Here is a 23,729-nt window from a genome sequence, read left to right as displayed (position 1 = left end):
ATCACATCCTGTTTATGGTAGTGTGAGGCATCAGAACCTTTGATAAATCAATACCTCCGCGGAAATCTACGTCAGTAAGACTGGCTTCGGAAAAGTCAACATCCTCCAATCGTCCTTTATTAGACACTAAAAATGATAATTTATTCCCATAATAATAGCTGTCGAACTTCGGCCCGCAAAACACGCATCCATAAATCTTTCCGACAAATTTGCACTTTGAAAATGACGCGGCAATGAATGAGGTATTGAAGTCGCAGTTAATGAACGTACAACCAATGAAATCTGCAATTCCGAGACTTCTTAATTTGACATTTTCAAAAGTGCAATCCATATAGATTGTTTTCCGTAGCAAGACCGAAGTCCGTCCACCCATAGAGAAATGTTGTAACTTACCGCTTTTGAAAACACATTCTATAAATCGACACCCTCTTGCAAGGACATCTGAAAAATCACATCCAAGAAATTGGCATCGCTCAAATTTCTTTTTAGTCCACCACACGGCAATTCCTTCGTTACAAAACGAGGTGCGCTTAAAAACCTGATTGCTATATTGTTTATCGGTCAGTTTCATTTAGTTTCATTCCTTTTTTGCGCTTCAAGAAATTCCTGTTTGCCAGGAAAAGTCTGTGCTCCTAAGACACCGGCACTAAACTCGAAAACAGTAGAGTCATTATATACTATCAGGCACGGATCAGCGTTTATGCTGTCCTGCTGGTCATGCGAGAGAGGATGATTATAAAGGCGATATGAGTACATTCCCATATTCATACGTCGGAATCGGATAGTTGAATATTCCGAATCGGGATAATTGTTGACATCTATCCCTATACAACCTAAGTAGTCCAAACGTTCTTTTAGTTGCTTTTTTTCAAATTCGTCCAGTATATCGGATTGGGGCATAGATTGTGGCATATCTCCGTTATCAAATTCAACAACCAGTCGTGTGCTGTCAGGCAGCATATCGCGATAACGACCTACTGTATTCCACATCCAGAAAACAGGCTCTCCGTTGTAACATTCAGCCATAATGAACGCATCGCATCTCATAGGTGGTCTATTAAGTAGAAAAACTATACCCCCAAGGATTAACAGATCGGCGATATGGAACCATAAAAGAATCCTGTCGGCTTTTGAGTGTCGCCTTACGGCCTTGACAAAAGAATAAATCCAAAATCCGATAAGCGGAATTATAAAGAGGAATACGAAAAACAATAACACAATGACGCCGACCGCCCGAAATTCATCTTTATCGGCAGATGCAATCAAAAATACAAGCAACCAAACCGTGACAACTGCCACAGAAAGATACCGCATGAATCGGCTGAATCGTTGTCGTTTATTTATAGGCTTGCTTATCCCGTTATTCTCCATACTCAATGTTGTGGTTTAGTGCGTATTCTTTGGCTTTTTCTTTATCAAACGAATCGTCAAGAGGGAGTATTGCCACGCCATCATCTGTTGTTTCGCCATTATCGAAATCTCCGTAAATCACAATAGCTCCGATGGTGTCCAACGGGGTAAAGGATTTTGGATGAACAAACTTATATCGCTGTTTCTCTACTTCAAGCAGACCCTTCTTTTCATAAAGAATGGCACTGTCGAAGCCTATTATCTCTGACGGTTCCTTCATGATATATTTGTCCGTTTCGCAATACACGGCATCAAACGTCAGGAATGTAAATATTAAGCCTACAACTGAGAGAAGCATCCAACCAATGGCATATATCCGTGAGATAGTATTATACACCGCTTTTTTACCGCGAATGAAATATACCGCACAACCCGAAAGGACGGTAATCCAAAATAGTACATAGCCTAACCGCCAACGTAACTGCAAACTGTTCAACACCACAAAGAGGAACAGTACCAGCATCACGGCATGAAAAGCCACCAACAATATCTTCTGCCAACGCTTCATGGCTGTTGTTTTATTGGAGCCGGTCTAACAGCTTCGTTTTGCATAACGTTTTCAAGCATATACCTGACGGAAGTAAAGTACAAGTCTTGTATAACGACATCAGGCACATAAGAAATAGTGATATAGTCATTAGAGGGTGCGTCAAGTTGTTTCATCTGGGTTGGAGCGAAAGCCCAATCATTAATTGTCAATAAAATGCAATTATGATTTACTCGAAATTTTCTAAATTCCATTGAAAGGTCATCGGATTCTCCTTGATACAGCGAAAAGCTGATTACAGGTCTACCTGATGGATCTTTATCTATACAGGCATGTCCGATATGAGCGACAAATTTAGAGTCCGATTCGACAACTGCTGCTAAAAGAGCCAGCCCCTGTTTGTCATTTTCAAATAATCCAAACTTCCACTCATATCCGTGTGGTAAATCAATAGATGATAGATTGCTTTTGATTTGCGAGATTTCCTCAAACGAAGTATCCAAATAGAAACATAAAATCCAATTCCCTTGAAATAAAGCTTCTTTTGGAGTGTCTAATAGTGCTTCTACAATCCTGTCAACGTCATTTTGAGGGAATGTAAAGACATTTGCCACCGGGCAGGCAGTCACATCCCAGTGAACTGCATACAGACTTTCATAATCATATTTCAGCGTATCCTGACGGCAATTATCATTGGCTTTCATTGGGATAGCCAATACTGCAAGGAATAATGTAACAATCACTCCAACAAAAAAGTCGCCTATCCTCTTTCGTTGATTCATACCTTCTCTATAATTATACTTTGTGAACCGTCTTCCAATGAATTGTATTCATCCAAATGTATATGTGTGCCGGGAGGCACATCTGCCTGTGCTAAATTGAGGAGATGGTTTGCCATTGATAACAATCCTTCCCGATTAGCTGATATAGTTACTTCGCTATTATCGCTTGAAACCTTTATCGAATAACCCGGATGCCAACAGAGTTGCAATCCAATATTCCTATCATATTTCGGCACATCTATTTCCATGACGTCTGCAATTATTTTGTTGGAAAAGTCTGTTCCATAACGCTGATTATCTCATCCAGTCGAGGGAAATAGTCCATTATATTTGGTTCGTGCCTTTCAGCCATTTTCAGGACTTGCGCCAAGACCAATGCTTTGACTGCCGGATAATCTTCAGGCGATTCAATACGTGTTAGTGTAAGATACTTGAACGCCCAGTCTGCACCGACATCTGGTAATGCTCGCTTACCCTCCAATCTGGGTATAATCTCGTGTTCAAACATATCATGCAATGACGTGTATGATTGAAATACTATGCGGGAACATTCGGCAAGTGTGCCACAGAGTTTTGAGTATTCGCACTCCAGATTGGCTTCTGAAATCGTAAACTTATCCTGCCTGCCAAGCATATCTCCGGTAAATCCGACTGAAGGATTATCCTGTTGGTCTTGCGGTGATTTTACATTATACGGCTCAAACCATTTCAATAGCACATCGAAACGAACCATATAGATAGGATAGATGATAAGCACTCCCTCCTTACTCCAATGGTCTAATTCGAGATGCCGTCGCAAACCACCTTCTTGTTTGATGAAAGAAGAATCACGTTTACGGAACTTAAAGCCTTTGAGAAAAGGCTCTGTCTTTGGCCGCTCAACTATGGTTAAAAATAATTCTTTGTTTGTCATATAACTTCCCTTTCGCCGCTGTTAATCTTTATAATCTTATTTGTGGAGCCGTTGACTTCCATATACAGGATGTCGGTCACATTATCATCGTTGGGGTTAGGTTTGAATTTCACCTCGAATGAATACTTTTCCAACGGAGGTCCTGTAAAGCCGTCTTGAGGTTCTATATGAATTGTCTTATAAGCGTGCCGAAAATCGGTGTCATCCGAAACAATCGGGAAAGTCGCCGCAGATAGTTCTTCGGTAAGCTCTTTGGTGCAATACTGTCCATACAGTCTTTTCAAGTCTGCCGGTGACGCGCCTACTGCTCTTTCGTTCAGATACAGAGCCATGAAGTCAGCCACTACATAAAAGCCATCAACGCCCATATATACATCAATGACAATGATATTTGATGTACCGTCGGGTAGAATCTGATATAGCATATTCCAGCCATCGTCCGTGTCGGGAAGAATGCAACCAAACGACAAGTAAACAGCAGAGTCAGAGTCCCAAAAGACTTCGCCACCCCACTGCATCATATATTCACCCTCGTTGCCGACCAAATCTTTCGTGCGAATTTCCTTGTCGGAGTACACGATATTTCGGTCATACGACAGGGTAAGAAATACGGATGAATCTCTTACAGCCCAGTCTTGTCTTCCAACGATTATATCATTGGAGTCTTTTAATGCTTTTATTGTCCAGAGGCCTATAACGGTATCTTCGACAACCCTGCCTCTGACAATCTGAGGGACGGTTGCAACTACGGTGTCCTCCGCCGTTTGCTGTGATACGGCAGTTTCGGATTTATGACCTCCGCCACATCCAACGGCCACGACAGACAGAATAAGTATCAGAATAATTATGCCAATCAATTTTTTCATAATATCAATCATTAGTAATCCACAGTTCGGTCATTTCCTTATAATATGCCTGCATTGCCGGATTGTCAAGTCGGGCGATGGCTTCGTCGATGATTTTGCGGGATTGTGGAGTATATGTATAATAGAATCCAAGCGGCATTGTCAAGGATAGAGATTTGTAATCACGATTATCGTAAACCCACTTTAAGACCTTTTCAGGCTGTGGCAAGAATACATATTTGAAAAAATGATCAACGAATGATTCAGAGGAAGCCGCATCAACCATATTCCCCAATTCATTCCATTGGTCAAGCACTTTATTATCTGAATAAGGATAGCGGGACAGTGAGAGCATATCATTCATTAGTTTCCATTCCTTCTTACAGTCTGAACCACAACATAATCTGAATACTCCATCTTCATATCCGTCTTCCATAGTTATGTCGATTTTACCGTTCGGCTCTATGTTACAAGTCATTGATGCCATTTGAGAGTAGGTGGTCGTGTCCTTGTCGGTATTGACGTTATGTTCTATTTCTTTGTATTCATGGTTATGTGTAAATTCATGGTCTCCGATAAAATATACTAAAGTATGATCGACGGAGACTAACTCTTTTGAGTCCGTCAGATTATAAGCTAATTCCGACTTATCCCAATCGTTACCCGCGAACATCGCGTCAATCAGATGTCCGTCAGTATCGTATGTGGCAATATACACATCTTCGGCATCGCTGAAAAGATATTTGTATTGACATAGGATTACGTTATCGTTTATTTGACGGACAGATACAAGATATGCCGATGCGGTATCCGACGGGGCAAAATCAGGAGTGATTATGCCTCTTAGTAATGAACACTGCTCATGAGTGGTGAGGAGAAAATCACGGTCAGATGGGGCCGGCAAAGAATCATTTTTAGCGATAAGCGATTCATATTCTATGCCGAGTTTTCTTAAGAACTCAAAAGGCCTGTTGTCATCTATCGCTGTAATCGAGTCATGAGGGCTATCATTCGATGCCGACGCTGATCCTTTGCCCCTGCACGAGACACACAAGATCAATATGGCTGTAATTATCAAAAGTATATGTTTCATATCTTAAGCACTTTATGACAACAAATCCGTTAAATGAGGTTGATATTTACTGCCTCCGGCAATTTCAGCCAATTGCTCGGTACTCCATTTTTGCCTATCTGAAAAGAGTGTTGACAGGCTGTTCTCTTGCAATGCAAACAAAAGGTCGAGATATGATTGCTGATCCTTGGCAATATAACTTACAATGCAGTTATCGTCCGCCCAGTCTATTTCGACTATCTCCCCGGTTGCTTTATGAATTGCAAGCGGAAAAGCCTCTCTCCATCCGAAAAAAGTAAATGGCTCTGTCTCTTTCAATTCATTGGATTTGTTGAAACTGAAAATCATTATTATCAGCTTGGAGACATCATAATTTGACATCAAGTCTATGATAGCATTTTCCGGCTCTACATTCGTGTGAATACTCTTATTGCCAATGAATAGTTCGTCCAGATAGATTTGGGCGAAACCTTCCGGCATTTTCGTAAACTTACTTTCATCGGGAGTTATCTCCCTTATGGCGGTTACAAATTGGGCTGCTGTCATATATTTCTCAACTTTTACTTGATATTTCTGAAATGGTAATTGAACTTCAGTTTGTCATGGTCAATAAGTGACTCGCCTAACATAACCCTATCGTAGGGAAGAATGGAGTCACCGCCGGGGAATTTACGATAACTGACATAGACATTTTTACCTTTGATGCTGTCAATAGTGGGTGTAGCATCTTCGGCTCTAATGTGTATGCTTTCAATATGTTCCGCTTCACTGTTATGTAAATAGCCGATATATAATCCAATAAAGAAAAGTATTGCGGAAAGGATTGGATATAAGATTGCGAGCGTTTTATATATAGGCTTATCATAAATATCATGCTCTTGGTCTATTATTTTATATTGTTTTCTTCTCAAAAACAGCCACCATGATACCGCTAATCCGAGAATGAACATAGTAAAAATGACCATTTTTATATCATACTTCTGCAAAATGACAAGCCCTGTCACGTCAGCAAAAATTGCTATAAAACCTACTATACCAAATAGAGGAACCAAAAGACATAGCACAGCCAAAGCATGCGCAAAGGATTCATCATTTTCTTTGCGCTTCTGCCACCAATAATATTGGTAAAATAAGGCTCTTAGCAGTTTCATTTGAGTCTATTATCTGTAATTAAGCAAAGTTACAACTAATAATCGACATTCGATGTGACAAATGTCCCAAACGAGTATGAAAATCAGCGCGGAGATTAGCCGTTACATAATCATTCAGCACCGACAGGTCAATCCTCGGCATGAAGTCGTTAAGCCGTGCATATTTCGGGTGTTGTTTCGTCTTATCCTCAGTTGTTCTTGTTGATTAGGTTGACGATGACTTTTACCATTGTGTCCTTTTCCTCAGTGCGGCTTTCGGCTATCATCAGGGTGAGGGCAACGAGTGTGTTGTCGGCGATGCGTTTGGTGCCGTCTCCGTTGTAGAGAATGCCGTTGCCGTTGAGAAACCACAGGAATAGAGTTGCGGCAATGCGTTTGTTGCCGTCGCTGAATGAGTGGTTTTTGGTAACAAGGTACAGGAGCATGGCAGCTTTTTCCTCCACTGAGGGATATAGGTCAACGCCACCGAAGGTCTGGTAAATCTGACCAATGGAGCTTTTGAAGGAATCGTCCTTTTCGTTGCCGAACAATGTGCTGCCACCGAATTTCTCATGTAACTCGCGGATGACTTCCATGGCGTTTTCGTAAGTGGCATGAAACGACTCTTTACCGGTGGTGTCCTCGATCTTCAGTTCCTGATAGTCGTAGCGGTCAAGAGTGTCGAGGGCGTATGTGTAATCGACAACAACATCGAGCAATGAACGGCTGTCCTCCGTAAGCCTTTCCTGATTTTGGATTGTGCGGCCGAGCACTTTTATCAACTGACTAAGCTCGTCATATTTCTGTGCAGCTACCCGCTCGTTTATGGCATAGCCTTGAAGAAGATACTGCTTCAATATCTTATTTGCCCAGATGCGGAATTGAGTACCACGTTTGGATTTAACGCGATAGCCAACAGAGATAATAACATCAAGGCTGTAAACCTGAGTCGGTTTGTACTTCGACAGAGTATTATGCAAAATTTGCATATTACTCTCTTTCTCCAGCTCGCCTTCCTTGAAAACATTAGAGATGTGGCGGGCAATAACTGACTGATCTTTGTCAAAGAGTTCGGCCATCTGCCCTTGGCTCAGCCATACGGTATCATTCTGAACTGTCACATCAATCGACATATTTCCGTCCGGCGCCTGATAGATTACGAGCTGTGAATTATTTGTTTCCATATTCAAAATTACAATTTATATTTTGATTTGTAGCTGTTTCCGAGTAATAATAGTCAAAATACTTCGGATTTTGCGCCATTAGCGATTGCGTCAATCTCGTCGGCGATTTCGTCGGAGGAGAGCTTGATATAGTCCATGAAGGTCTTTTGAGTTTTGTGGCCGCTGACGTGCATCATCTGGACTATGGAGTATTTGTGGGTGAGGTACATGTTTGTGATTCCGCTACGGCGGGCTGTGTGGGTTGTCACGCACTTGTAGCAAGGCATTATCACCTCTCCCTTTTCGTTGTGCTCGACAACGAGCTTGCCGTCCTCCACCAGTTTCTTCTGCTTTTGAGTAAGTTTGGTTACTACCATCTTGGCTAAGTCGGGCACTTTATCGGACAACTCCTTCAGAATCTCCTTTATGTAGCGGTTGAGTATCACGTCAACAACATAAGGGAGATTGTAGTTGTATTTTTCGCATATAGCCTTTAGGTTGGGATTCATTATAGGAATCTTTACCTCGTTGCGGGTTTTCTTCTGAATGAGGCGTATTACCGGTGTTCCTTTGGCTGTAGTGGTGAAACAATCCTTGTCAATGTCGTTGTAATCGCTCACGCGCTGACAGGTGTAGCACCCGACAAGAAATATATCGCGCACCTCTTCCTGCTTGCCTGACAGTGGCATTTCATACAATGCCTGAAGCTCTGCTTCGGTAAGGTATATTTCAATAGCCTTGTCTTTCTCTTCAATTTTCTTTTTTGCGAAATATTGCAGGGCGCGGTCATTGTCGTGTATTCCGTCGGCATAGGCATAGCTGATGATTGCGCGGAGATCGACCAGATATTTATTCTGCGCAGTCACCATATAATCTTTCTTCTCCATAAAATTCAGGAATTTGGTGACGAACGCACGGTCTACATCATGCCATGTGTAGCGATGCTTTCTGTCAAACAAGTCATACAGCTTCCGAAAGCTATTCCATGCCTTCACAGTGCCGGGCGCATATCTGTCATGACCATTAAGCCTGGCACCGCTCTTGATTTCATTGCAAAATCGGTCTATGAAATTCCATATTTTGGCGCGTTCAGCATCGATGCCCTCCTTTATCAGACGCTCCTGCTCTTCCTTTATGCGTTCTTCCTCGCGTTGCCGTTCCTCCTCTTCACGCTTAGCTTTCATTCTGGCTTCTGCTTTCTTCGGATTGGCGATAGAGAGGATCTCGGCCTCAACATGTGACTTGTCGAAAGACATGCCCTCGACTTCCGACTTCACTACCAGTTCAATCCTATTGAGAGAGTCGTGTAGATTGAAGTTCGTCCTTTGATGTCGCATCCATTTTTCAGGACACGACAAAGCCTCTTTCCACTCTGCAACATTCACACGTATCTGAGAGGAAAAGAGCGTATCGACTTTGTGTTTCTTGTTCTGCACCCTAAAGAAAAGAGTTGCGATTTCGTTCTTCTCGTCCTGCTTGCGGATGAAGAACCGGGAAAGAGATTTTGCCATAGAATCCAAGGTTCGATTCCCTTATGAATCGGACACTGCAAAGTTAGTGACTATTCCTGAATAGTCACTACAATAGTCACTATAATTTCTAAAACAGCCGCTATGTGGCTAAATTGAAAATTGTTTAATTCGGCTTAATATCAGTATATTAGTATATAATTGAATTTAATCCGATTGATAAAAATTTAACGTTTATATTGCTGGTGGCACCACGACAATAATTTCTATTCCGCGTAACATCAACACATTGCCAAATTTGTTTTATCGGCTTGTCTGGAAATTGATACAACATTGATACAACAAAAAACGCACCGGTCGTGATGACCGATGCGCCCATACGTCGATGTTGACGGATTTTTACTTTCCGGGGGATAGGCTCAAGTATTGCCCTATTTGAAGATAATTCTTCGTGTTGTTAGTCCAGAAGATTTCCTCGTCGCTCCACGGCACTTCATTCTTACCGCCGGAGAAAACGATTTTGTGGTCTTTGATGGCAAACGTTCCGCTTGAAGACGCGGTGATGTTGTTGTCGGCCACGTTCATCTGATTGTACGAGTAGTTGTCGCCATCAAAGGTAAAACGGTAATAGAATCCGTCCAGCGTTCCGTGCCATGTTCCCTGAATGTCAGAAACCGTAGCGTAAACCTTTGCATCCGGCTCGTCATCGTCGCTTCCGCACGACTGAAAGCCAAGTGCGACCACGCCCAGAATAAGGGCGATTGCCATCTTGATAAAATGCTTCATTGTAGTGTTATTTATGATTGATTTTTAGTGTATTCCGACTGCAAATTTACTCATTGTGGCTGACGTGACAAAACGAGCTACGATTACAGCCAACAAAATGCGCTTATTTTAATCTGTATATCAGTATATTATAACAAATTACTTAATTTTATGACCAACAAAACGCCAACAAATAGCCATCAAAGCAACATCAGACAACCATCAAGGCGATTTTTCCGCGATTTTTGTGCGTTTTTACTTAACAATGATTCGGTAAAATTTGAGGTTGTTCAGTCTTGGCTAAGCCGCTAACTGAGCCAACCGATGATTTATTTTCTGAATTATTTTGAGATGCGGAGATTTTCCGCAAGTCGAAATAATTGTTGAGGCGAGATAAGATTCAAACATAAGCCGTTTGAACTGCGCTACCGAAAGATCCGGATAATCTTTCCTTATGACCTCCTTGCAGACATTGAGCGCAGTGAAGGAAAGATTGAATGCGAAGTCAAGCCGGTCTTTGTCGCGTGTCTGTTGCGACTGGAGTCCTGTAAACTGTTTGGCATCGCGTATGCCGAACTCAATCTGAAAGCGGGTGCGGTAGAAACCGATGATCTTTTCAGGTCTCATATTGGTGTCGGTAGAGAAGTAAAGAAGAGGGTCTGCGTTTTCAACCGGACAGACCACGATACGGATGTCGCGTTTCAATGCCCTCGAATGTACGACCGCCGTGTGACATCGGGTTTTGTTTCCTTTGGAATCCTCATATATGAATGAAGTGAACACGGACATATCAAGGTTGGAGAAATCCACTTTCTCTCCATACTTTTTCTTTCTGCCGCGTCTTCGCGGGGCGGAGGAATCCGGTATGGCCAGATACCTGAGATATGAATTGGCACGTAATCTCCCGACAAACCGGAATCCCATGCCAATCACTTCATTTACAAACTCATATTTGGAGAAAAAGGCATCGGCAACCAGAATATCCGTCAGTGAGAGCAGCTCTGCCGCCTTTGACCTGACAAGTGCCACATACCAGTCAAGCATTGACATTTGTTTCTCAGATTCAAGAGTCCTGAAGTCCGGGGACTGGACAGCACCGAGCATCACACATGTATGTTTACTCAGACTTATTGCCCCGATCGCCATTATCTCCAGACCGCGTTTTACACGTTGTGCCACCCCTGACCAGAATCGGCCTATGCCATATGTAAGGCTGCCTGACTTTGAAATGAACGACGGATCGATTGCCACTGCCATGTCATCGGACGGTCCAAAACAATCCTGCGCCATACCTATGTTGACTTTCATCCAGTCTACGGGTGTCTTGAAATTGGAGGCAAAGGTCTTGGCAGTACGACCGCCATAGCGCGACAGCCGGGTAAAATTGACTTTGCCCGGAATCAACGCTACAGTGCGTATTGTTAAAATCAGCCAGTTGAGGAACCTTTTGCTCATTTTGGTTGTAGTATTTTCAAATACCGACTTACACCGAAAGGTGAAGTCTTTGAGAATCGCCAATACGTTCATATTGTTTAATGTTTTTATAATGAACGCTTTGGCGATTCATTTGTATTTGACAATTCGATATATTAACTTAAGTTTCAACTACTTCGGTAATTTTTACCGAATCATTGTATATCAAAATCTCGAATTAAATAGCTACCTTTCCTCTAAAAACGTATTGGTAATTTTCTTTCCGGATTGCTGAAAACACCAAGGAGAATGGTGCATTCCTTGTTACAGGCATACGGCGAGCCTGTCCATGACCCTGAATAGGGATGGATAGAGATATAAGATTGTTACTTTCCTCTACAAGCTTGGGTAGCTTATGCCGGTGTCCAACTCCTTCCGATGCCTTTGCAAATTTGCGAACCGGGCTGCGATGCACCACAAAGGTAATTACATTGTACCGGAAGGTATGTCGAATGACTATCGGATGACAGTCGATCCAAGTCTTTTCATTTGTTCCTCCATCTTCTTTTGTTCCTCAAGCCTTTTGAGGTAAATGTCGATGAAGTCCTGTTCTTTGGTGAGCATGTGCCATACGGCAACGAGTATTTTGCGTGCGATGGCCACTTGTATTTTCATTTTGCTCTTTTTCTTGACCGTGGTTTGGATATAGCTGAAGTTGAAGAAGAAACAGTTCCGGGTTCTTGATGCGACCCATGCGATTTCAATCAGAATCTGTCTGAGATATTTGTTTCCGTGTGTCACCTTTCTGCTTTTGTATCGTCCGTTGCTGACATCGTTCCGCGGTTTGAGTCCGCACCATCCCACAAGGCATGCCGCAGTGGCGAACATCTTCATGTCAACCCCTGTCTCCGCAATTATGGCTGTGGCTGCGCGTTCCTTGACTCCGGGGATGGTTTGAAGACGTCTGTATTGTTCGGGAAAATATTGTTCACATAGAGTTGTCAGTTCCTTTTGGCATACCTCAATCTGCCGCTCTATGGTGTCGATGACTTCCTTTGTTTGGCGGAATATCGTGATGTCGATCCGTGAGAACAATCCGGTGACCGCCGCTCTGATTGTATCGCGGCCATGCTTGTTGACGGTACGTCCGTGCACCATTTTCACCAGTTCGTCCGGATCGGTCGTGCCGTCTATGATTGCATGAAGCACCTTCTGATAGCTTTTGCTCTTTATTGTGGTGACGTAATTGCTCAGACGGAATCCGCTTCTCTGCATAGCGGCGTCCAGTTTGTTGCAGTTATAGGTCATGTCCTCGTTAAGATCCATGATGCGGCGGTTGAGTTTGCGCATGTCCTGCACAATCGGCTCCGGCACGAAACTCCCCTTGATGAGATTTTTCAGCAAACATTCCGCTATCCACTGGGCATCCTTTACATCACTCTTGCGTCCCGGCAGCTGCTTTATGAAATATGGATTCACAAGCTTGAGTTCCATCGATTCACATAGTTCGTTCCATACCGGCACCCAATAGACTGCCGTACTCTCCATTGCGGCCTCTGTCACACCTCGTTCTACCATGTCGTTGCACATCTGACGGAGATCAGGCGTCAGCACTCCGTACTTTTTTTCGAAGATAATGACCTCGTCATGCCCCATAATACAAAGATAAATGCTATCTTTGTGGACATCAAGGCCGGCGACTGTTCGGTTCCTGTCCATATTTTGTAATTTTTTAAATTTTCCTCCAAATTAATAAAATTGTGACTTAGAGCACGTCGGAGGGGGCAGGAATAAAGTTGTCAGCCTTGATTTTTTATTCTGCCGGTGTAAAAATCTCGGGATTTTTATATAGATTTGCAATAGAGTTGTTAGGAGTAGTAAAGCACAGCATATCAGTGAATTTGCATTGTCGCTAAATCGTTACCATAAAATCGAAACTCTCTTATTCTATTCTGATACACAATTAGATACCGCTTTTTTGATTATCCAGAGCAAAGATAAGTAGCAATTCTCATTTCCGCCAAATATTTTACGCTGGATATAGCTCAAGGTTGTACATGTATCTCTGTATATACAATCGGTATAGCGATGGTCTCCTCTCAATTCCCAGCAAAGATAATACCGCCTCACAGGACTTTCCAAATTATTCCGGGCATAGTTCCCTTTATTACGTCCCGGGGATCTTCTTTTCCCTTCTGAATACCCCTTGCCCTCCAAAATATGCTTATAATCCTCCAAAACTATGGTTTTTGACCCACTTTTGGAGGGTTATAACGAGGTTTTGTCAAATATTATTCTTAACTTTGCACTTGAAAATAAGAAGTATCGCCATGATAATAGGAAGAAAACCAGAGCAAAAAGAACTATTGGAGGCCGCAAACTCTGAATACTCTAAGTTTGTGGCAGTGTATGGTCGTAGGCGAGTAGGTAAAACGTTCCTTATTAGGGAGACATTCAACTACTCATTTACTTTCCAACATACCGGCTTGGCTCGTGGGAAAATGAAGGATCAGCTCTTAAGTTTTAGAGAGTCACTAAAAAAGGCTTCAGGAAAGAAGTATAATCAATTTAAAAACTGGTATGAGGCATTTTTTGCATTGGAAGAATGGCTGGGATCTCTACCTGATGGCAAAAAGATAGTATTCTTTGATGAACTTCCGTGGATGGATACGCCACGCTCAAATTTCATCTCAGGATTAGAACATTTCTGGAATAGCTGGGCTTCGGCAAGAAAAGACATACTTCTCATTGCTTGCGGATCAGCGACCTCTTGGATTGTCAACAAACTTATAAACAATCATGGTGGCCTTCATAATAGATTGACCAACAAAATATTGCTTCATCCGTTTACGTTGTCTGAGTGTGAACAATATTCAGAGGCTAACAAACTGGGGATGAGCCGTTATCAGATGGTAGAAAACTATATGATAATGGGAGGAATTCCTTTTTACTGGAGTTTGCTTAAGCGAGAATTTAGCTTGGCTCAGAACATTGATTCATTGTTCTTCAATCAAGATGCAGAGGGACTTTCCCATGAATATGAACAATTATACGCATCACTATTTAATAACCCCGAACCATATATGCAGGTAGTTACTGCATTGACAAAGAAAAATATGGGAATGACTCGTGATGAAATAGTTAAATACAGTGGTATCCCTACAGGAGGTGATTTATCACGTTATCTTAATGAACTGGAATGGTGCGGTTTTATCCGAAAATATACTATTATGGGTAAACATTCAAGAGATGCTATATATCAGCTAATTGATAACTTCACTCTATTCCACTTCCAATACATACAAGGAAATAAGAACAACGATAGTCATTTCTGGACAAACAACTTTGGAAGCCCCCTACATCGAGCATGGAGTGGACTCGCTTTTGAACGTGTTTGCCTTCAGCATATCTCTCAGATAAAGGAAGCTCTCGGCATATCTGGTGTGCTGTCAAATGTCTATAGCTGGAGAACTGATGCTGATGAAGATAAAGGAATCGACAAAACTCAGATAGACCTTCTTATTGACCGCAATGACGGAGTAATCAATCTATGCGAGATGAAATTCTCCGCGCAAGAGTACGCTATAAGTGAAGATGAAGAAATGAAACTTCGCCGTCGCCGTGGCAACTTCATAGATGCCACCCAGACCAAAAAGGCAGTCCACATTACACTTGTCACACCTTACGGTCTCAAGAAAAACTCACACTCATCCATTGCTCAGAACAAAGTAATCCTCAATGATTTATTTAAATAAATTTATCAAAGTTAATCAGTTGTGTGGTTATCTCGACAAACAATATTTCCTAAAACAATTATCAACCCAACTGTTAGCAATCCAACAACAATACACATACAAAGGTAACTATTCAGCGAAAACAAAGGATGCGAAGATATAGCCCGTCAGTTTAGACGAGCGCCAATATAGCATCGAGAGGGGATTGCCCGTTCTTCCATGCTGTGTCTGCGATAGAATGTAGCGCATGAAAGGCATCGGCACCGGTTTCTGAACGGAAGCATCCGGATATTTTCTGCTTGACCTTGAGTTTTCGGATTCCTCGTTCCGATGCGTTGTTGTCAGATGGTATGGCCGGATTCTCAAGGAAGTTGAATATGTAATCCCGACATCTGATTATTCCCCGTTTCAACTCATTAAACTCTTTGCGCAGACTGTCAAGGTTCTTTTTGAGTAACTCATCCAGCCTCGTCAGCCAACTGTTTTTAGGGATTACCTCATCGGGGTTCTCATTCCTCAGGTGTATGGCTTCCCGCAACAGTGTCTGCACATCTTTTGCCCAAGTCTGTTTCTTGTCTATATCATTGAGATATTTACGGGGGGAAAAACGATGCGTAGGTGGGAGGGATGAGCGGGGGTTGGGTGATTGGGCTAAGGGTCAGGGAGTTGGGCGCGGGCTTGTGGTGGGCGGTGGAAAAACGAAACGTTTTATAGGTGTAAAGAGATCTCGACAGATGGTTTGCATTTGAACGGTGCTCGAACGGTGGTTTTGACATTTCGGCGGCTTGATGTCGCTTTTTTTGTGCACCGGCGAGAGTGGATCGCTCCTTTGGGGTGCGTTGGCGCGATAGAGGGGCGTTTTGGCTGCGTCTGCGGCGATGATCCTGTGACGGCCGGCGGATGGATCTATGGCGCCCATCAGCGCGGGTGTGTCGGCCGCATGGGCGGCGTGGCGAGGTGGCAAAGCATCGGCAAACCAACAGAAACAACATATTAAAAACTACCATATAATTATTATTTGGAATATTTGAGTAACTTTGCGACATAAAACAGCACCACGGCCGGCGGGTGACGGCGTAAGCCTCCGAAAGAGCCGGAGAGGTGGCGATAAAACAGCAGGAAATATGGCGAAAGTGATACATGTGCATCTGATCGGCAGGCGGCGGGATCTCTACTTTGGGAGCATTGCCGCCGTCTACAGCGTATTGACCCCGGAGGAGGTGGGAATGACCCGCAGCAGCCTCGCTCATGCCGGACTATCGGGCGGCGGTACGGTAGTGACTAAAACGGCCATAATCAAACAGTCAACGCTTATCAGAAACCGGAGCGACCTACCTGCCGCCGGCGACAATTGAGCCCAACAGAGAGCCTAAAAACGGCCTCATCGGCCGGCGGCAACAAATTACCCGAAAATATTCCACGAGGGAGCCAGTGCGGCTCCCTCTATTTGTTGCCCGATAGTCGACACAAAAGAGGTTTGGGTGGACATTTGGGTGGACGTTTGGATGGACATTATACCTATGTGTAAAGATAGGTTTGGATGGACATTGTTAAAAAGTTTGGGTGGACATTTTAACAGTTCACACCCCCTTGCAGGGGGGATGGGAACCCATGCTTTTTTTTGAAAGTACCCCAAAAATGCACCTTCACCCCCCCCGAAACTTGAAACGACCTATCAAAATTGGGGAAATGTTAAAACTGCTAATATACACTGAATTAGCAAGATAGCAAATTTTTGAAGTCGAAATGTTAAAGAACAGCCGCGCGGCGCGCTTTGGAAGTGTTTTTTGGTGCGCTGCGGGGCGCGCAGCGCGTGCGCGATACGTGCGCCGACGAGCAGCGGAAAGCGGTCGGAGTTGTCGTTACCATATAGGCGGTGATCATGACTGCAGCTGACGGGTAAAGCCTACGATCGAGGCCACATGGAGCACATCGGCGCGATCGACGAGAAATGACGGCCCATCCGGATTGATCGACCGACACATGATCTGATCACCTCCATAATACGGAATCTTAAAAACGACGCCATCGCGCGTATCTAATATGTGAGGCTCGCCCCACTTGATATTGGTCGGATTGTCAACAAACCGACAAGCGAGCTCATCGCCCGACAGATAGTCGGGAGCCATCGAATCGCCCTCAATTTTGATCGTAAAATCATAAGCCGGGAAGGTGGTGATCACCGGGAAGCGCTCACAGTCCGCGTCGCAGGCGGCATTGGTGGCTATCGACAGCGCACCCGCCGCAGCCGCAAACGGGATGCGTGGCCGCGTCGCTATATCTTGAGAGTAATAAAAGTCATTATTTATTTGCGTAACTCGGTCTTGTTCATTATCTTTGCTTTCGGAGATCAGGTTGTTAACCTGCGTTTTGCGTCGTGGATGCGCTTCGTTTTTCAGCATATCTCCTTTACCTGTCATCAACCATTCAGCTGATAGTTCAGGGTATGAGGTTAATATTTTAACCAGCATATCACTTCCAGGAGCAGAGGTTAAATTACTGCCCTTAAAGTTGCTTGATTGTATCCCAGTTCTTTCAAAGAAATCAACTTTTTTTATGCCGCTCACCTCTAAGAAGGCAAGAATTTTTTCCTTTATGGTTAAAGTTTTTGCCATTTTTGTTTTGTGGTTAAAATTTTATCCCTAACTTTGCAACGTCTTCCACGAAGGAAGGCGCTCCAAAGATACGAAAATTTGCAACAACACTCAAATGGATATTCTCAACAAATTGACCCCCTATGGATTATTTAAATTGACCCCCATTGATAACCTGTGATTTTTGGACAGTTTTTACAGGGGTTGACAATAGGGTCTGGGGGATTCTGATGGCGTGTTGATAATTAAGATTTATTTACAAAAATAATCATTTGATTTTATTCTGCAACTTGCGGATGGACTCTCCGAAGAGCTCTATCCTTATCGAGTGGTGCACGATCCTGTCGAGGATCGCATCGGCGATCGTCTTCTCTCCGATCACGTCATGCCAGTCGCATACGGGAACCTGGGAGGTGATGATGGTGGCCCGTCGTCCGTGCCGGTCCTCGATTATGTCCATCAGTGAGGATCGCGCGGCGGCATCGAAGGGATGTATGCCGAAGTCATCAAGGATGAGAAGGTCGGTACGCTCGATCCTTTTCAGTTCGGTAAGAATCGTGCCTTTTGCCTTTGCGGCCTTCAGCTGGCCCATCAGGCGTGCTGTGCTGGCGTATAGCACGCGCATCCCTTCTATGTTGTATTCCAAAATTCTCGTTGAGATTTAGAAAAGATTAACGTTAAAAATCAATTGCTTATGTTTCTGTGCCGATTGTGTAGGCACAAAAGAGTCATGATCGAGGCCTCTGCCCCAATCAAATAACCGGCAATCGGTTAGAGCCCGAAATGCCTTGTAGTAAAAAAAGTCCTATCAGGCAAACTTCTATCAGTCACGCCCCATCGGGCTGACAGTTTACTTATTCAGCATAATAGGAAAGACGCCACAACCTTTCTTTTAGATGCAGCCAAGGCTCATCAAGGAGGCGAGAGTAGCCGTCTTACTGTATTTGCCTATAAGACTTTTGTGTGTCGCATTATCTAACGGCATTCATATCTGCGGTTTGATTTCAGTACGGAAAATATTATGTTGGAGAGCTTGCGGGCTATCCGGATTATGGCTTCCTGCGACTTCATTCCGCGGGTGCACAATGCGCCGAACTTTGCGGAGAGTTCCGCGTCGTGCCGTATGGCTATCCATGAGGCCTCGACTATTTTTGGACCGAGGAATTTGTTTCCCCGGAAAGTCTTCTCACCGACGTATTCCTTGTCGCCGCTTGATGACATCATCGGCACGAGTCCGAGGAACGATGCGAACTGGCGCTGGTTACTGAAGCGACCGATGTCATCAATCTCGGTAAGCAGGCTCATGGCAATTGTCGAACCAATGCCGGGAACCGACATCAGGATGCCGTATTTCTCGGCATACCTGTCGCTGCGCGCCAGCGAGCGCAATCTGCGGTTCACATCAAGGAGGCGTTCCCTGTAATGGAGTACCTCGGCAATGAGCAGGTCAAGCGAGACCCGGGTGTCGGAGAGCAACCGCACGTCATTCTGCAACCACGTTATGAAACTTCTTGTCCAGTGGCGGTTGCTTCGGAAATATTCTTCGGGGTACTCCACGCCGTTGTTGTACAGCAGATGCTTGATTCTGGATTTTATGCCGCCGGAAAGCTTCACAATAGTGGCGCGGTGGCGTACCAGCGCACGGTCGTCGAGGCTGTCCTTCGAGTGAATGTACACACTGCCGAGCTCGCCGCGCATAAGGGCTTTGGCCAGCTTTTTTGAATCCACCGGGTCTGACTTCGAGACCTTTTCCTTCTGGGTGGTCGGAACGTCAGCAGCATGTACCACGGTGCATTTTATACCAAGCTCAGTCAGGGCATAATAGGTCGAGAAGCCCGAAAACCCCGTCTCGTAGGCTGCATGGTAGCTACCGTTAGGATAATGCTTGTTCAAATGTTCAAAGAGCTCTTTGGCCGAAGCCTTTTGAGTATGAGTGCGCATAAAACCAGAGGGGGTGAGCACCGTGACACTCCATGTTCTCAGATGGACGTCAATACCAATAGAGATATTTTGTCCGCTGAAATCTTTTTTGTTACTTTGTACCATAGACGTATCGGTTTTGCTGTTAATGTATTTTGCTTTTACAAATTTACATGCAATTGCCCTTACGTCTATCTTTTCTCCTCACTCCTCTCGGGGGAAAGCCTTAGCGGCAAGGGGGCAGACAGCCCCCGTTGAGCGCCCCGTCAGCTAATCTGATGCAAACATAGTGACTTTCTGGCATGCCCGGTAGCCCAGAGCGGTTGCTATGTAGCTTTTGCCGGTGCCGGCACTTCTATGTTGTATTCCAAAATTCTCGTTGAGATTTAGAAAAGATTAACGTTAAAAATCAATTGCTTATGTTTCTGTGCCGATTGTGTAGGCACAAAAGAGTCATGATCGAGGCCTCTGCCCCAATCAAATAACCGGCAATCGGTTAGAGCCCGAAATGCCTTGTAGTAAAAAAAGTCCTATCAGGCAAACTTCTATCAGTCACGCCCCATCGGGCTGACAGTTTACTTATTCAGCATAATAGGAAAGACGCCACAACCTTTCTTTTAGATGCAGCCAAGGCTCATCAAGGAGGCGAGAGTAGCCGTCTTACTGTATTTGCCTATAAGACTTTTGTGTGTCGCATTATCTAACGGCATTCATATCTGCGGTTTGATTTCAGTACGGAAAATATTATGTTGGAGAGCTTGCGGGCTATCCGGATTATGGCTTCCTGCGACTTCATTCCGCGGGTGCACAATGCGCCGAACTTTGCGGAGAGTTCCGCGTCGTGCCGTATGGCTATCCATGAGGCCTCGACTATTTTTGGACCGAGGAATTTGTTTCCCCGGAAAGTCTTCTCACCGACGTATTCCTTGTCGCCGCTTGATGACATCATCGGCACGAGTCCGAGGAACGATGCGAACTGGCGCTGGTTACTGAAGCGACCGATGTCATCAATCTCGGTAAGCAGGCTCATGGCAATTGTCGAACCAATGCCGGGAACCGACATCAGGATGCCGTATTTCTCGGCATACCTGTCGCTGCGCGCCAGCGAGCGCAATCTGCGGTTCACATCAAGGAGGCGTTCCCTGTAATGGAGTACCTCGGCAATGAGCAGGTCAAGCGAGACCCGGGTGTCGGAGAGCAACCGCACGTCATTCTGCAACCACGTTATGAAACTTCTTGTCCAGTGGCGGTTGCTTCGGAAATATTCTTCGGGGTACTCCACGCCGTTGTTGTACAGCAGATGCTTGATTCTGGATTTTATGCCGCCGGAAAGCTTCACAATAGTGGCGCGGTGGCGTACCAGCGCACGGTCGTCGAGGCTGTCCTTCGAGTGAATGTACACACTGCCGAGCTCGCCGCGCATAAGGGCTTTGGCCAGCTTTTTTGAATCCACCGGGTCTGACTTCGAGACCTTTTCCTTCTGGGTGGTCGGAACGTCAGCAGCATGTACCACGGTGCATTTTATACCAAGCTCAGTCAGGGCATAATAGGTCGAGAAGCCCGAAAACCCCGTCTCGTAGGCTGCATGGTAGCTACCGTTAGGATAATGCTTGTTCAAATGTTCAAAGAGCTCTTTGGCCGAAGCCTTTTGAGTATGAGTGCGCATAAAACCAGAGGGGGTGAGCACCGTGACACTCCATGTTCTCAGATGGACGTCAATACCAATAGAGATATTTTGTCCGCTGAAATCTTTTTTGTTACTTTGTACCATAGACGTATCGGTTTTGCTGTTAATGTATTTTGCTTTTACAAATTTACATGCAATTGCCCTTACGTCTATCTTTTCTCCTCACTCCTCTCGGGGGAAAGCCTTAGCGGCAAGGGGGCAGACAGCCCCCGTTGAGCGCCCCGTCAGCTAATCTGATGCAAACATAGTGACTTTCTGGCATGCCCGGTAGCCCAGAGCGGTTGCTATGTAGCTTTTGCCGGTGCCGGCACTGCCGGTGATGAAGATGTCGCGTGGCTCGGTGACGAAGGTCATCTCGGAGAGCCGCATCAGCAGGTTCCGGTCAAGGCCGCGCTCAAGGGAGTAGTCTATCTCCTCGATTGAGGCGCGGTAACGGAACGAGGCCTGTTTCTGCAGGCGCTGTATAAGCCGGTTGGTGCGGTCGTCCCATTCATTTTCCACGAGCCACGCCACGAACTGGTCTGTTGTCATGCCTTCGCTTTTGAACGATTCCATTGATGTGCGGAAGGCCGCGTGCATGCCCAGCAGCCGCATCTGCGACATCCGGGCGAGTGTCTGTTGGTTCATTTCCATTGTTGTATGTATTGTTGGATTGATATGTTACCTGAAGTATTCCTTCCCGCGTATGTTTGCATGCCGGGGCATCTGGGCGCTCTCCTCGCACTCTTGACCGGGAAGGGTGTCGTCATCGAGGCAGTCATGACGGCTGCGCAGTATCGAGTCGACGGCGCTGTAGTTGTAGAGTCCGGAGGATGCGGCCCTGCGGCAGGCCCTGACCAGGCGGTCGTTGCCGACCCTGGATGCGAACGACAGTATGCCCTTGCAGGATTTGTAGGCCTGTTCGGGATGGGTCTTTGACTCTATGACATGCCGCAGGAAGTCCTCTACGTCGGCATGTATGCGTGCCCCCTGCCTCAGGAAGCCCTCGACGCTCCATCCGCTCAGGTCCCGGTGGGCCGAGGCAAGGTGATTCGGCTCCGTGGTATACCCGTACGGGCGCCATCCTCTGGGATGTACGGCCACGCGGTCTCCGCCGCAGTATATCTCAACCGTACGTGAGTCATACAGTATGTTGACCTTGCGGCCGATAAGACGGTGGGGCACGCTGTAGTAGTGGCGGTCAAGGCGTACGTGCCCGTTGCGCTGTACCGTGGCGGTATGCCGTTCCTTCAGCTCGAACCTTATGGGATTTAACGGGCGCAGGTACATGCGCTCCAGATCCTCGAACTGCTCGCGGCGGCTGTAAGGGCGTCCGCTCATGCGGGCGTTGTTGTGAAGCTCCAGCGCCGTACGGATAGCGGCGTTCAGCGACACAAGATCATGATGAGTGCGCTGTCGCACCAACGGGTAGATGCTGCGGTAGATGAGCTTGACGGCGCCCTCCACCAGGGCCTTGTCGCGCGGCTTGCGCACGCGTGCCGGTATGACTGCGCAACCGTGATGCTCGGCGAAGGCCGCGTAATCCTCATTGAGCTCCGCCTCGTAACGGCTTGCCTTCTTTACGGCAGCCTTGAGATTGTCTGGCACGATGGCCGCCGGTGCCCCGCCATAAAAATGAAGCGCATTCTCACAGCACCGTATGAAGTCCTCCTTGCGCTGGCTCATCACGGCCTCAACATATGTAAGCTGTGAGCAAGGCAGTATGGCCACGAACACCTCCACGGCGATGATCCCGCCGCTGTCACGGTCGACCAGCTCCAGACGGTCGCCTGCGTAATCGACATACATCTTGTCGCCGGCCTTGTGTTCCAGATGCGCTATAGGGTGCATCTGCGCCACATACAGACGCATCAGACGGCTGAACGTCGACCGGGAATAGCCTCCCGGGTGACTCCCGATATAGTCGTCATACAGCTTCTGCCGCGTCATACCTCTCTTTTTCAGACGTCTGACATAATCAGGCATAAGTCCCATAAGCTCCTGATGGCGGCTTGACACGGGTTCCGAACCGACCGCTCTCACTCCGAAAATCTCATTCAGATCCGGATCCTCCAGTTTCAGAAGATCCTCGATGCCACGGTTCAGCTCCATAAACCGCCGGAGGTATTTACGCACCGTGTTGCGCGCTATGCCCGTCAGGTTGCTGATACTCTTGGCTCCGTTGCCGTTGGCGTGGCATCGGAGCACCTGTCTTAATTTGTTCATGCTCAGTTTTCGATTTGCCATCAGTCGTATGTTTAATATTATTTAACATACAATATAGCTCAAAAACTCCTTTTGCCAACTCCCGTAAAGTCTTTTTCCGGGGGGTAATTTGCTTGACCGGACGGGGGTCAATTTAAATG

23 protein-coding genes and 1 pseudogene are annotated in these 23,729 nt (G+C 45.5%); 2 read left to right on the top strand and 22 right to left on the bottom strand.

Features of this window, described 5'->3' with window-relative positions:
- Window position 1: 1 nt before the first annotated feature.
- From NF347_RS09200 to NF347_RS09130, 15 genes are all read right to left on the bottom strand, one after another.
- Entirely contained in the window at window positions 2-571 is a 570-nt protein-coding gene (locus NF347_RS09200; RefSeq protein ID WP_107035594.1) for a pentapeptide repeat-containing protein, read from the bottom strand.
- Window positions 568-1,371, bottom strand: a complete 804-nt coding sequence (locus tag NF347_RS09195; RefSeq protein ID WP_068959873.1) for a DUF4267 domain-containing protein — start codon at window positions 1,369-1,371, stop codon at window positions 568-570. The genes NF347_RS09200 and NF347_RS09195 overlap by 4 nt, the downstream gene beginning before the upstream one ends.
- On the bottom strand, window positions 1,361-1,918 hold the full coding sequence (locus tag NF347_RS09190; RefSeq protein WP_107035593.1) for a hypothetical protein: 558 nt from the start codon (window positions 1,916-1,918) through the stop codon (window positions 1,361-1,363). Before NF347_RS09190 ends, NF347_RS09195 begins: the two co-directional genes overlap by 11 nt.
- Window positions 1,915-2,679, bottom strand: coding sequence for a hypothetical protein (locus NF347_RS09185; protein WP_107035592.1), 765 nt, complete (start codon window positions 2,677-2,679; stop codon window positions 1,915-1,917). Before NF347_RS09185 ends, NF347_RS09190 begins: the two co-directional genes overlap by 4 nt.
- Window positions 2,676-2,927 carry an Imm32 family immunity protein gene (locus NF347_RS09180; protein WP_107035591.1) on the bottom strand — a complete coding sequence of 84 codons (252 nt, stop codon included), beginning with the start codon at window positions 2,925-2,927 and terminating at the stop codon, window positions 2,676-2,678. Before NF347_RS09180 ends, NF347_RS09185 begins: the two co-directional genes overlap by 4 nt.
- Window positions 2,928-2,938: 11 nt before the next feature.
- Window positions 2,939-3,592, bottom strand: a complete 654-nt coding sequence (locus tag NF347_RS09175) for a hypothetical protein (protein ID WP_107035590.1) — start codon at window positions 3,590-3,592, stop codon at window positions 2,939-2,941.
- Entirely contained in the window at window positions 3,589-4,458 is an 870-nt protein-coding gene (locus NF347_RS09170; RefSeq protein WP_133165529.1) for a hypothetical protein, read from the bottom strand. Before NF347_RS09170 ends, NF347_RS09175 begins: the two co-directional genes overlap by 4 nt.
- A 4-nt stretch (window positions 4,459-4,462) precedes the next feature.
- Window positions 4,463-5,530 (bottom strand): hypothetical protein, encoded by a 1,068-nt coding sequence (locus NF347_RS09165; protein WP_107035588.1) that lies wholly within the window; start codon window positions 5,528-5,530, stop codon window positions 4,463-4,465.
- A gap of 12 nt (window positions 5,531-5,542) precedes the next feature.
- Window positions 5,543-6,055 (bottom strand): hypothetical protein, encoded by a 513-nt coding sequence (locus NF347_RS09160; RefSeq protein ID WP_107035587.1) that lies wholly within the window; start codon window positions 6,053-6,055, stop codon window positions 5,543-5,545.
- A 14-nt stretch (window positions 6,056-6,069) separates the two neighbouring features.
- Entirely contained in the window at window positions 6,070-6,660 is a 591-nt protein-coding gene (locus NF347_RS09155; RefSeq protein ID WP_107035586.1) for a hypothetical protein, read from the bottom strand.
- A gap of 188 nt (window positions 6,661-6,848) precedes the next feature.
- Complete coding sequence (rhuM, locus tag NF347_RS09150) at window positions 6,849-7,823, bottom strand: virulence protein RhuM/Fic/DOC family protein (protein ID WP_107681827.1); 975 nt, start codon at window positions 7,821-7,823, stop codon at window positions 6,849-6,851.
- Window positions 7,824-7,876: 53 nt separating this feature from the next.
- A complete protein-coding gene (locus NF347_RS09145; RefSeq protein ID WP_107681828.1) occupies window positions 7,877-9,313 on the bottom strand; it encodes a tyrosine-type recombinase/integrase in 1,437 nt (478 codons plus the stop codon).
- A gap of 357 nt (window positions 9,314-9,670) precedes the next feature.
- Window positions 9,671-10,057: a hypothetical protein gene (locus NF347_RS09140; RefSeq protein ID WP_107681829.1), complete on the bottom strand. Its 387-nt coding sequence runs from the start codon at window positions 10,055-10,057 to the stop codon at window positions 9,671-9,673.
- A 279-nt stretch (window positions 10,058-10,336) separates the two neighbouring features.
- Entirely contained in the window at window positions 10,337-11,491 is a 1,155-nt protein-coding gene (locus tag NF347_RS09135) for a transposase (RefSeq protein ID WP_107681985.1), read from the bottom strand.
- Window positions 11,492-11,965: 474 nt separating this feature from the next.
- On the bottom strand, window positions 11,966-13,168 hold the full coding sequence (locus NF347_RS09130; protein WP_107037113.1) for an IS110 family RNA-guided transposase: 1,203 nt from the start codon (window positions 13,166-13,168) through the stop codon (window positions 11,966-11,968).
- Window positions 13,169-13,779: 611 nt separating this feature from the next.
- Here NF347_RS09130 and NF347_RS09125 point away from each other — a divergent pair.
- Window positions 13,780-15,204 (top strand): AAA family ATPase, encoded by a 1,425-nt coding sequence (locus tag NF347_RS09125; RefSeq protein ID WP_107037100.1) that lies wholly within the window; start codon window positions 13,780-13,782, stop codon window positions 15,202-15,204.
- A 151-nt stretch (window positions 15,205-15,355) separates the two neighbouring features.
- On the opposite strand, the gene NF347_RS09120 is transcribed toward NF347_RS09125, so the two are convergent.
- On the bottom strand, window positions 15,356-15,733 hold the full coding sequence (locus NF347_RS09120; protein WP_306254144.1) for an IS66 family transposase: 378 nt from the start codon (window positions 15,731-15,733) through the stop codon (window positions 15,356-15,358).
- A gap of 574 nt (window positions 15,734-16,307) precedes the next feature.
- On the opposite strand from NF347_RS09120, the gene NF347_RS09115 reads away from it, so the two are divergent.
- The gene (locus NF347_RS09115; protein WP_107036693.1) at window positions 16,308-16,538 is read left to right on the top strand and encodes a hypothetical protein; all 231 of its coding nucleotides are present in this window, start codon (window positions 16,308-16,310) and stop codon (window positions 16,536-16,538) included.
- A 525-nt stretch (window positions 16,539-17,063) separates the two neighbouring features.
- On the opposite strand, the gene NF347_RS09110 is transcribed toward NF347_RS09115, so the two are convergent.
- The 6 genes and pseudogenes from NF347_RS09110 to istA form a co-directional block, all read right to left on the bottom strand.
- Window positions 17,064-17,798, bottom strand: a complete 735-nt coding sequence (locus NF347_RS09110) for a S24 family peptidase (RefSeq protein ID WP_237613088.1) — start codon at window positions 17,796-17,798, stop codon at window positions 17,064-17,066.
- 247 nt (window positions 17,799-18,045) lie between these two features.
- Window positions 18,046-18,408: pseudogene (locus tag NF347_RS09105) on the bottom strand (ATP-binding protein); the annotation flags it as partial.
- Between the two features lie 344 nt (window positions 18,409-18,752).
- Window positions 18,753-19,823, bottom strand: coding sequence for an IS110 family RNA-guided transposase (locus NF347_RS09100; RefSeq protein ID WP_055301324.1), 1,071 nt, complete (start codon window positions 19,821-19,823; stop codon window positions 18,753-18,755).
- Between the two features lie 574 nt (window positions 19,824-20,397).
- Window positions 20,398-21,468 carry an IS110 family RNA-guided transposase gene (locus NF347_RS09095; RefSeq protein ID WP_055301324.1) on the bottom strand — a complete coding sequence of 357 codons (1,071 nt, stop codon included), beginning with the start codon at window positions 21,466-21,468 and terminating at the stop codon, window positions 20,398-20,400.
- A gap of 144 nt (window positions 21,469-21,612) precedes the next feature.
- Window positions 21,613-22,017, bottom strand: coding sequence for an ATP-binding protein (locus NF347_RS09090; protein ID WP_290382349.1), 405 nt, complete (start codon window positions 22,015-22,017; stop codon window positions 21,613-21,615).
- Window positions 22,018-22,044: 27 nt separating this feature from the next.
- Window positions 22,045-23,589 carry an IS21 family transposase gene (gene istA, locus NF347_RS09085; RefSeq protein WP_237613085.1) on the bottom strand — a complete coding sequence of 515 codons (1,545 nt, stop codon included), beginning with the start codon at window positions 23,587-23,589 and terminating at the stop codon, window positions 22,045-22,047.
- Window positions 23,590-23,729: the final 140 nt, after the last annotated feature.

Source organism: Paramuribaculum intestinale (assembly GCF_030759015.1).
Taxonomy (GTDB): Bacteria; Bacteroidota; Bacteroidia; order Bacteroidales; family Muribaculaceae; genus Paramuribaculum; species Paramuribaculum intestinale.
The sequence above is the reverse complement of the archived record's forward strand: the minus strand, read 5'-3'. Positions and strand labels throughout refer to the sequence as shown.

Bases quoted from the DNA above. Each gene is read 5' to 3' on its own strand.
- NF347_RS09165 (WP_107035588.1), bottom strand. From the start codon at position 5,530: ATGAAACATATACTTTTGATAATTACAGCCATATTGATCTTGTGTGTC.
- istA (WP_237613085.1), bottom strand. From the start codon at position 23,589: ATGAACAAATTAAGACAGGTGCTCCGATGCCACGCCAACGGCAACGGA.
- NF347_RS09180 (WP_107035591.1), bottom strand. From the start codon at position 2,927: ATGGAAATAGATGTGCCGAAATATGATAGGAATATTGGATTGCAACTC.
- NF347_RS09190 (WP_107035593.1), bottom strand. From the start codon at position 1,918: ATGAAGCGTTGGCAGAAGATATTGTTGGTGGCTTTTCATGCCGTGATG.
- NF347_RS09145 (WP_107681828.1), bottom strand. From the start codon at position 9,313: ATGGCAAAATCTCTTTCCCGGTTCTTCATCCGCAAGCAGGACGAGAAG.
- NF347_RS09140 (WP_107681829.1), bottom strand. From the start codon at position 10,057: ATGAAGCATTTTATCAAGATGGCAATCGCCCTTATTCTGGGCGTGGTC.
- NF347_RS09100 (WP_055301324.1), bottom strand. From the start codon at position 19,823: ATGGTACAAAGTAACAAAAAAGATTTCAGCGGACAAAATATCTCTATT.
- NF347_RS09135 (WP_107681985.1), bottom strand. From the start codon at position 11,491: ATGAGCAAAAGGTTCCTCAACTGGCTGATTTTAACAATACGCACTGTA.
- NF347_RS09170 (WP_133165529.1), bottom strand. From the start codon at position 4,458: ATGAAAAAATTGATTGGCATAATTATTCTGATACTTATTCTGTCTGTC.
- NF347_RS09200 (WP_107035594.1), bottom strand. From the start codon at position 571: ATGAAACTGACCGATAAACAATATAGCAATCAGGTTTTTAAGCGCACC.
- NF347_RS09175 (WP_107035590.1), bottom strand. From the start codon at position 3,592: ATGACAAACAAAGAATTATTTTTAACCATAGTTGAGCGGCCAAAGACA.
- NF347_RS09130 (WP_107037113.1), bottom strand. From the start codon at position 13,168: ATGGACAGGAACCGAACAGTCGCCGGCCTTGATGTCCACAAAGATAGC.
- NF347_RS09090 (WP_290382349.1), bottom strand. From the start codon at position 22,017: ATGGAAATGAACCAACAGACACTCGCCCGGATGTCGCAGATGCGGCTG.
- NF347_RS09195 (WP_068959873.1), bottom strand. From the start codon at position 1,371: ATGGAGAATAACGGGATAAGCAAGCCTATAAATAAACGACAACGATTC.
- NF347_RS09125 (WP_107037100.1), top strand. From the start codon at position 13,780: ATGATAATAGGAAGAAAACCAGAGCAAAAAGAACTATTGGAGGCCGCA.
- NF347_RS09160 (WP_107035587.1), bottom strand. From the start codon at position 6,055: ATGACAGCAGCCCAATTTGTAACCGCCATAAGGGAGATAACTCCCGAT.
- rhuM (WP_107681827.1), bottom strand. From the start codon at position 7,823: ATGGAAACAAATAATTCACAGCTCGTAATCTATCAGGCGCCGGACGGA.
- NF347_RS09155 (WP_107035586.1), bottom strand. From the start codon at position 6,660: ATGAAACTGCTAAGAGCCTTATTTTACCAATATTATTGGTGGCAGAAG.
- NF347_RS09115 (WP_107036693.1), top strand. From the start codon at position 16,308: ATGGCGAAAGTGATACATGTGCATCTGATCGGCAGGCGGCGGGATCTC.
- NF347_RS09095 (WP_055301324.1), bottom strand. From the start codon at position 21,468: ATGGTACAAAGTAACAAAAAAGATTTCAGCGGACAAAATATCTCTATT.
- NF347_RS09185 (WP_107035592.1), bottom strand. From the start codon at position 2,679: ATGAATCAACGAAAGAGGATAGGCGACTTTTTTGTTGGAGTGATTGTT.
- NF347_RS09110 (WP_237613088.1), bottom strand. From the start codon at position 17,798: ATGGCAAAAACTTTAACCATAAAGGAAAAAATTCTTGCCTTCTTAGAG.